Origin of the sequence: Zymomonas sp. (assembly GCF_020216885.1) — a bacterium.
GTDB lineage: Bacteria > Pseudomonadota > Alphaproteobacteria > Sphingomonadales > Sphingomonadaceae > Zymomonas.
Window position 1 is genome coordinate 1 of sequence record NZ_JAIWON010000141.1, and the last position, 8,385, is coordinate 8,385.

Genomic DNA, 8,385 nt, shown 5'->3' on the forward strand with positions numbered 1-8,385 from the left:
TGAAAAATCTGTGTTTCCTTGGGCTTTAAAGTCATCCTATAAAATGTATTAAATAACATTGTTTCTCATCTTGCGACCTCCGGCTATACTCTGGCAAATATCACTATAAAAATAGGGTTATTAGGATGGCTCACTATGGAATATGATTTCCAGCAAGTTGATGTTTTTACCTCTGGTAAATTTAAAGGAAATCCGGTTGCGGTTGTGGCTTCTGCGGATGATTTATCCACTGAAGAGATGCAGAGCTTTGCCAGATGGATGAATTTAAGCGAGACGACTTTTTTATTAAAGCCAATTTCTCCTGATGCTGATTACCGATTACGGATTTTTACCCCGTGCGCCGAATTGCCTTTTGCTGGACATCCTACTTTAGGGAGCTGTCATGCTTGGCTGCAGGCTGGAGGTCGTCCAAAAGAGACTATTATTATTCAGGAATGTCAGGCTGGATTGGTGCCTATTCGTCACGAAAATGACCGTTTAGCTTTTGCTGCACCCCCTTTGATCCGTTCTGGTGATTTGGATGAAAATCTATTGGAAAGAATAGCGGCAGGGTTGCGGATTCCGCTTTCCGATATTCAAGCATCGGCTTGGGTCGATAATGGCCCCGGATGGGCAGGAATTATGCTAAAATCCCGTGAAGAAGTTCTCGCTTTGAAGCCGGATTATGCCTCTATGCCTGATCTTGCTTTTGGAGTGATCGGGGCATGGGATAGTCACAAAGACGGCCACGATGCCCAATTTGAAGTGCGGGCTTTTGCAATGAAACATGGTGTTAACGAAGACCCTGTCTGCGGCAGCCTTAACGCCAGTATGGCGCAATGGATGATCGGAAGCGGTTTAGCGCCCAAAAGCTATATTGTGAGCCAAGGTAGCCTTTTGGGACGGGATGGCCGGATTTATGTCGATCAGATTGAAGATACTATTTGGATTGGGGGTGCTACGACATCCAATATAGTCGGCCAACTTAGGTTTTAATCCCGTGGGATAAAAGACAATTTTTGAAGATGAAATGCGTTTTTCTATCTCCCTTCTTATGACTACAAAAAAGGCATGGGCTGTTTCCAACCCATGCCTTTTTGTTATTCGTTTCAGTAGAAACTAGTTCGTAGAAACTAGTCCTGCTGATCGCGCGCCTTGTTGAGGGCTGCACCAAGAATGTCACCCAAGGATGCGCCAGAATCTGACGAACCATACTGAGCAACGGCTTCTTTTTCTTCTGCAACCTGCATGGCTTTAATGGAGAAGTTCGGCTTCTTCTGACGATCGAAACCGACCACCATAGCATCGAGCTTCTGACCAGCCTGGAAGCGATCCGGACGCTGTTCGTCACGATCACGACCCAAGTCGCTGCGACGGATGAAGCCGATGGCACCATCATCACCAGCCTGAACTTCCAGACCACCATCGGTGACAGCAAGAACGGTAACGGTGACAACCTGATTGCGCTGTAAAGAGCTACCGGCGTTGGCGGCAGGGACGTTACCACGTTCCAGCTGCTTCATACCAAGCGAGATGCGTTCTTTTTCAGGATCAACATCGAGAACGACGGCTTTAACAACTTCACCTTTGTGGTGGAGGCTTAAAGCTTCTTCACCGGACATACCCCAAGCGATGTCGGACATGTGAACCATACCATCAACATCATTGTCGAGACCGATGAACAGACCGAATTCGGTGGAGTTCTTGACTTCGCCTTCAACGGTGGAGCCAACCGGATGAGCTTCGGCGAAGCTTTCCCACGGATTCGGCTGAGCCTGTTTCAGACCAAGGGAGATACGACGTTTTTCAGCATCGACTTCCAAAATGACAACTTCGACTTCCTGACTGGTGGAAACGATTTTGCCCGGATGAACGTTTTTCTTCGTCCATGACATTTCGGAAACGTGAACCAGACCTTCAATGCCGGGTTCGAGTTCAACGAAGGCACCATATTCGGTGATATTCGTGACACGACCCATGAATTTGGCACCGACCGGATATTTGGCGCCTACGCCTTCCCAAGGATCGGTTTCAAGCTGCTTCATGCCCAGCGAAATACGCTGTGTATCGCGGTTGATGCGGATGATCTGAACCGTAACGCTGTCACCAATAGCGATCATTTCGCTCGGATGACCAACGCGACGATAGCTAAGATCGGTTACATGCAACAGACCATCAATGCCGCCGAGATCAACAAAGGCACCGTAGTCGGTGATGTTTTTGACAACACCGGTGATAACCTGACCTTCAGCCAAAGACTGGATCAGACCGGAACGCTGTTCTGCGCGGGTTTCTTCCAGAACGGCACGGCGGGATACCACGATATTCCCACGACGACGATCCATCTTCAAAATCTGGAAAGGCTGCGGAATGTCCATCAGAGGAGCAACATCGCGTACCGGACGGATGTCAACCTGGCTGCCGGGCAAGAAGGCAACTGCGCCGGAAAGGTCAACGGTAAATCCGCCTTTAACCCGTCCGAAGATAACGCCTTCAACGCGGCTGGAGTTAGCAAATTCAGCTTCCAGTTTATCCCATGCCGCTTCACGACGAGCGCGGTCACGGGAAAGCATTGCTTCACCCTGACTGTTTTCAACGCGGTCAACGAAAACTTCGACTTCGTCGCCGGCTTTCAATTCGGCTTTCTGACCGGGGGCTGCGAATTCGCGCAGCGGCACGCGGCCTTCAGATTTCAGACCAACATCAATAACAGCCATGTCGTTTTCAATAGCTGTGATGGTGCCTTTTACAACGCGTCCTTCAAAGCCTTCTTCTTCACCAAGCGTCTGGTTAAGCAATGCTGCAAAATCATCGCGAGTAGGATTTGCCATAGTGGCCATGCAGTTCTATATTCCTTGAGAAATTTTTCCGGCCATCCGGTTGTATCCGGAGGTCTTTTGGCCGAACCGCTATACAGGCCTCATACCTTGTATAGCATCGTTCATACAGCTTGCCTTTAAAGGGCAACGATTGCAGATTTCAGGGTTACTCTAGTTCAAAAACTGACGGAAATAACGGTCAGCCTTTGATGCTTTCCAATAACCGCAGCATAAAACACGGCCAGCCCCGATCATCATCGACAAAAAATGATTGCCGTTTTTCGATCAGCTCTGCACCGTTTTTAGCTGTTTTTCTACAAGCGCCACTGCACGCTCGATGGCCATATCTATACCGAGTAAGCTTGAATCGAGCAAGTCCGCATCTTCAGCCTGTTTCAGCGGGGCTTCTTTTCGGTTACTATCCCGAAGATCGCGGCTTTTGATATCTTCCAGAATGATATCATAGGTTAAATCCGGATTATTTTTTACTAATTCATCATAGCGCCTTTTTGCCCTAATTTCGGGCGATGCTGTGATAAATAGTTTCACATCCGCATCAGGCACAATGACCGTTCCGATGTCCCGTCCATCAAGAACCGCACCGCCTGTTTGAGCCGCAAAATCGCGCTGTCTTTTAATTAAAGCCTGTCTGACTTTTGGAAAGACAGAGATTTCTGAAGCCAATTTTCCAGTTTGTTCACTGCGGAGTCGGGAATCAGACAAGAGCGATTCCGCAAAATCACAGGCAGACAGAGCATCAGATTCACGGCTGGAATCGCCTTGGTTATCCGAAAGTGAGACGGCAACTGCGCGATAAAGCAAACCAGTATCGAGATAGGGAAGGGCATAATGCCGCGCCAAAGCGCGGGCAACGGTGCCTTTCCCAGAAGCGGCGGGTCCATCTATCGCAATAATCATTTTACAAGCCCCATTTCAAATTCAGCGCCCAATTCTTTGAATAGCTGACCAAAGACCGGAAAACTGGTCATAATCGGACGGCGGTCGTCAATCGTTACACCCCCTTCGGAAACGAGACCGGCTACCGCAAAGCTCATGGCAATCCGATGGTCTAGATGGGCAGCGATAGATACCATTTTGCCTTTTTTCCCAAGGCCTTCACCCGCCCTGCCTTCGATAATCAGGCCGTCTTCTTTTTCTTCTAAAGAAACGCCCAAGGCTTTTAGACCTTCTGCCATGACGGCAATACGATCAGATTCTTTGACCCGTAATTCAGCCAGACCTTGCAGCGTGCTTTTGCCTTCTGCCATCGCTGCAGCAATAAACAGAATAGGGAATTCATCAATCATCGACGGCACAATCGAAGGCGGCACGTCGATAGCCTTTAAATGAGAATATTTAACAGAAAGATCGGCAACAGGCTCGCCACCGACTTCGCGAGGATTGAGATATTCGATTTTCCCGCCCATCGCCTTTAACATGCTATAGAGGCCGGAACGGGTCGGGTTAAGGCCAACATTTTCAACAATCAGATCCGATCCCGGAACAATAAGTCCTGCTACGATCAGAAAGGCCGCCGAGGAAGGGTCACCCGGCACTATAATATGCTGTGGCTTTAATTCGGCTTCGCCATGGATAGAAATGATTCTGACACCGTCATTTTCTTCGACCGAAAGATTGGCGCCATAGCCCTTTAACATCCGTTCGCTATGATCACGCGTTGGTACTGGTTCGATAACGCGGGTAATGCCCGGTGTATTCAAACCCGCCAGTAAGATCGCCGATTTTACCTGCGCAGAAGCAACCGGCAGGCGATATTCAATTGGAATCGCCGGATAAAGACCGGTCACAGTCATCGGCAAGCGATTGCCTTCTGCACCTGAAAAGTGTGCGCCCATCAGAGAAAGCGGGGTTGAAATACGTCCCATTGGTCTTTTGGATAAAGAAGCATCCCCGATAAAGGTCGCCGTAATGGGATGGGAAGCCACAACCCCCATCAATAAACGGGTAGATGTGCCTGAATTACCCATATCCAAAGCATTTTGCGGCTGCAAAAGACTTCCGACACCGACACCATGGATATGCCAGCATCCTTTTTCATCTTTTCGGATATCTGCGCCCATAGAGCGCATCGCTTCGGCTGTTGCCAGAACGTCTTCGCCTTCCAAAAGGCCTTCTACAAAACTTTCACCAACCGCCAAGGCAGACAGCATCAACGACCGATGGGAAATTGATTTATCACCGGGGACATGCACCTTGCCGGAAAGCGGCGGAGCCTTGCGACTAACAAGCGGGCAAGCGTGAACAGGACGGGTCATCAGCTAATCTCATCTCTATTTTAACAGCCGAATATAGAAAAAAATGACAAAACGGCTTAGAAAACCGGCGTTGGCTTTTGACATGAGGCCTAGGCTATGGCAAGGCGCGCGATATTCATCTGTCCGAATTATTGTCAAAGACCTTGTTTTAAGGGCTGATACGGCTTTAATCCGGTAGGATAAATCCTCATACTCTATTTTGCTTTGGCATTTCAGTTTATTTTTTACGTAAATTTTGTGAAAAACTTTCAATCATCGGAAAACTCTGGAAGGACGGTTCATGATCAAGCCTGAATGGGGCACTAAGCGGACTTGCCCGAAATGCGGAACCCGTTTCTATGATCTCGGCAAGGAAGATCCTGTGACCTGCATCGAATGCGGGACTGAATGGACTCCCGAACCGATTCTCAAATCAAAACAACCTTTGCCTTTTGACGATCAGAAAAAGGGCGACGAAGCTGGTAAATCGGATGATGCAGATCTGGAAGCAGATCTCGATCTTGACGATACCGATGACGTTTCTCCCGACGATGATGTCGATGATTTGGGCGGTAATGAAGATATCGGCGTCAATACCTCTGATGACGAAGATGAAAATAACTAAAAAAAATTGAAATTAACACTTGCAGGGGCGCGCAAATTGTTTATAGAGGGCGCGCACCTGTTAGAAAACAGATGTAAAAATTGGGGCCGTAGCTCAGCTGGGAGAGCGTCGCAATGGCATTGCGAAGGTCAGGGGTTCGATCCCCCTCGGCTCCACCAATTTTTTAGAGACCGCATTTTTAATGCGGTTTTTTTATGCCTTTTTGATTCTATTATTGTACAGTAAACAAATGGAAATAATTGATCATAAACTGCCGTCTACAACATTTATTCATGACACCACCTTAAATGGTATAGTAGAGGGAGACCTTACAGCTTCAGAAGGCATTCATGCGGTGATAAACGGAATAGTAACAGGTGATCTTATTATTCGTGCCGGTTCATATGTTGATATAAACGGTATAGTCAACGGCAGCGTGATTAACGAAGGTGGTCACGTAAAAGTCTACGGAATGGCTGGCTATATACGAGATATTGGGTCTACACAGACACTTGTTGATTCTGCGGCCATAATCCGATTTGCTTGATAATAGTAGAGTTAGCTAAAACTAAAATCGATTATGATGCTTAAATTATGGGGCGAACTAAAATTTTAGGAATACCTAAAGTCAAGCTTATGTTATCGCATCTAACATCTCATGGGTAACGCCTAAAAAACGGGTCAGAGTCGGCGTTTGATCGTCTTTTCGCCAAGCAATTCCTGTTTCTAGCAAGGCTGCCGGTTTCTGAAGTTCGATATAGCGGACATCTCTTCTGGCCATATGACGTAAGGATCGTGGCACTATCGCAATGCCCATAGAGGCCGCAACCAGACTGATGATAGTTTGCATCTGAATCGCTTGTTGCACGATATTGGGATAACCACCGCAGGCCTGATAATAGTCCATAACAATATCATAAAAAGCGGGTGCAAAATGGCGTGGAAAAATAATCAATGGTGCCTGTCTGACCGAATCTGGCGATAATTTCCGGTTTACCAAAGAAAGCCGCTGCTCCTTTATCCAAAGGGCAGGCACGGCTGCAATGAGCGGTTCGGAAACCAGCTTTTTATAAGAAAGGCTACTGGGTAGCTCGCTACTTCTTGGCGGGATGATAATGCCCGCATGGCGAAGCCCTTTGGTCAAATCTGATATTTGAAGGTCGCTTGTTGCCTCACTTAAAGATAATTCGACATCAGGATAAAGCGCGCGGTAGCGTCTGACCAATATCGGCAAGATATTAAAATCAGCGGTGCTGACAAAAGATAAATCAAGATGGCCTCTGCTCCCTTCTTTTAATCTTTCAGCAATTTGGGGCAGGGCATCCACCTCTTTTAAGGCGGCTTCGACATAATCGCGCCATGTCTCGCCAAAAGGGGTTAAGGCGACATGGCGTTTATTTCGGATAAAAAGAGCTATTCCCAGTTCTTTTTCCAAGGCCATAATCGATTGGCTAAGCGGCGGTTGGGTGATGCCCAACTGTTCAGCAGCTTTGCCGAAATGCAAATTTTCGGCCACCGCAAGAAAATGTCTAAGCTGACGAATATCCATTTTTAATATTCTATACGACTTTATTAGAAGAGAATAATATATTTTACTCCGCTTTTGATAGGCTTTAAAGAAACCCCATCCCATTTTCTACAGGAAGAATAATGCCTCCCTATCGTTCCAGAACCACGACTCATGGTCGTAATATGGCAGGTGCCAGAAGTTTATGGCGCGCAACTGGCGTCAAAAATGAAGATTTTGGTAAACCAATTATTGCTATTGCTAATAGCTTTACGCAATTTGTTCCCGGACATGTCCATTTAAAGGATATGGGGCAGCTTGTTGCTGAAGAAATTGAAAAAGCGGGCGGTATTGCCAAAGAATTCAATACAATCGCTATTGATGATGGTATCGCGATGGGACATGGCGGGATGCTCTATTCCCTGCCTTCGCGGGAATTGATTGCCGATTCCGTCGAATATATGGTCAATGCCCATTGTGCTGATGCTTTGGTCTGCATTTCCAACTGCGACAAGATTACGCCCGGTATGTTGATGGCTTCGATGCGCCTGAATATTCCGACCGTTTTCGTTTCTGGTGGCCCTATGGAAGCCGGTAAAGCCGTGGTTAAAGGGGTTAATCGGGCGCTTGATCTGGTTGATGCCATGGTGATGGCGGCTGATGACCATTATAGCGATGGTGAAGTCGAAGTCATTGAGCAGACAGCTTGTGCGACTTGTGGTTCCTGTTCCGGTATGTTTACCGCTAATTCGATGAATTGCTTGACTGAAGCTCTGGGGCTTTCCTTCCCAGGGAATGGTTCCATGCTGGCAACCCATAGCGATCGGGAACAGCTTTTCCGTAAAGCGGGTCGAACCATTGTTGATATGGCGCGCAGCTATTATGAACAAGAGGACGCATCTGTCTTGCCGCGTTCTATCGCGACGATCGGGGCTTTTGAAAATGCCATGAGCCTTGATATTGCCATGGGCGGTTCTACCAATACGGTTTTGCATCTGTTGGCGGTCGCGCAGGAAGGCAATGTGCCTTTTACAATGGCGGATATTGATCGTCTTTCCCGTCACGTGCCTTGCTTATGCAAAGTCGCACCTGCCAAAAATGATGTGCATATGGAAGATGTTCATCGGGCAGGGGGCGTCATGGCCATCTTAGGCCAGCTTGATCGTGCCGGATTGATCAATACCAGCTTGCGCAGCATTCATTCTCCGACTTTAGGGGCTG

8 protein-coding genes and 1 tRNA gene are annotated in these 8,385 nt (G+C 47.6%); 5 read left to right on the top strand and 4 right to left on the bottom strand.

Translation table 11 applies throughout. From position 1 onward, the window contains the following. The first annotated feature begins 135 nt into the window (after nt 1-135). Nucleotides 136-975: a PhzF family phenazine biosynthesis protein gene (locus LDL18_RS07870; RefSeq protein WP_296508449.1), complete on the top strand. Its 840-nt coding sequence runs from the start codon at nt 136-138 to the stop codon at nt 973-975. 137 nt (nt 976-1,112) lie between these two features. Here the strand turns inward: LDL18_RS07870 and rpsA are convergent, their stop codons facing one another. The 3 genes from rpsA to aroA form a co-directional block, all read right to left on the bottom strand. Continuing rightward, on the bottom strand, nt 1,113-2,819 hold the full coding sequence (gene rpsA, locus LDL18_RS07875) for a 30S ribosomal protein S1 (RefSeq protein WP_141920519.1): 1,707 nt from the start codon (nt 2,817-2,819) through the stop codon (nt 1,113-1,115). Between the two features lie 264 nt (nt 2,820-3,083). After that, complete coding sequence (gene cmk / locus LDL18_RS07880) at nt 3,084-3,716, bottom strand: (d)CMP kinase (protein WP_296508453.1); 633 nt, start codon at nt 3,714-3,716, stop codon at nt 3,084-3,086. Then, entirely contained in the window at nt 3,713-5,074 is a 1,362-nt protein-coding gene (gene aroA / locus LDL18_RS07885) for a 3-phosphoshikimate 1-carboxyvinyltransferase (RefSeq protein WP_296508455.1), read from the bottom strand. Before aroA ends, cmk begins: the two co-directional genes overlap by 4 nt. Before the next feature lie 280 nt (nt 5,075-5,354). Between aroA and LDL18_RS07890 the strand changes: the two genes are divergently transcribed. The 3 genes from LDL18_RS07890 (at nt 5,355) to LDL18_RS07900 (ending at nt 6,204) form a co-directional block, all read left to right on the top strand. Continuing rightward, nucleotides 5,355-5,678 (top strand): FYDLN acid domain-containing protein, encoded by a 324-nt coding sequence (locus tag LDL18_RS07890; protein ID WP_011241529.1) that lies wholly within the window; start codon nt 5,355-5,357, stop codon nt 5,676-5,678. A gap of 82 nt (nt 5,679-5,760) precedes the next feature. After that, a tRNA-Ala gene (locus LDL18_RS07895) sits at nt 5,761-5,836 on the top strand. Between the two features lie 71 nt (nt 5,837-5,907). Next, on the top strand, nt 5,908-6,204 hold the full coding sequence (locus LDL18_RS07900) for a hypothetical protein (RefSeq protein WP_296508457.1): 297 nt from the start codon (nt 5,908-5,910) through the stop codon (nt 6,202-6,204). An 87-nt stretch (nt 6,205-6,291) separates the two neighbouring features. On the opposite strand, the gene LDL18_RS07905 is transcribed toward LDL18_RS07900, so the two are convergent. Continuing rightward, nucleotides 6,292-7,206 (bottom strand): LysR substrate-binding domain-containing protein, encoded by a 915-nt coding sequence (locus tag LDL18_RS07905; RefSeq protein WP_296508459.1) that lies wholly within the window; start codon nt 7,204-7,206, stop codon nt 6,292-6,294. A 101-nt stretch (nt 7,207-7,307) separates the two neighbouring features. Here LDL18_RS07905 and ilvD point away from each other — a divergent pair. After that, nucleotides 7,308-8,385 (top strand): dihydroxy-acid dehydratase (gene ilvD / locus LDL18_RS07910; protein ID WP_296508465.1); only part of this gene is annotated, 1,078 nt, incomplete at its 3' end.

Bases quoted from the DNA above. Each gene is read 5' to 3' on its own strand.
- LDL18_RS07870 (WP_296508449.1), top strand. From the start codon at position 136: ATGGAATATGATTTCCAGCAAGTTGATGTTTTTACCTCTGGTAAATTT.
- cmk (WP_296508453.1), bottom strand. From the start codon at position 3,716: ATGATTATTGCGATAGATGGACCCGCCGCTTCTGGGAAAGGCACCGTT.
- rpsA (WP_141920519.1), bottom strand. From the start codon at position 2,819: ATGGCCACTATGGCAAATCCTACTCGCGATGATTTTGCAGCATTGCTT.
- LDL18_RS07900 (WP_296508457.1), top strand. From the start codon at position 5,908: ATGGAAATAATTGATCATAAACTGCCGTCTACAACATTTATTCATGAC.
- LDL18_RS07905 (WP_296508459.1), bottom strand. From the start codon at position 7,206: ATGGATATTCGTCAGCTTAGACATTTTCTTGCGGTGGCCGAAAATTTG.
- aroA (WP_296508455.1), bottom strand. From the start codon at position 5,074: ATGACCCGTCCTGTTCACGCTTGCCCGCTTGTTAGTCGCAAGGCTCCG.
- LDL18_RS07890 (WP_011241529.1), top strand. From the start codon at position 5,355: ATGATCAAGCCTGAATGGGGCACTAAGCGGACTTGCCCGAAATGCGGA.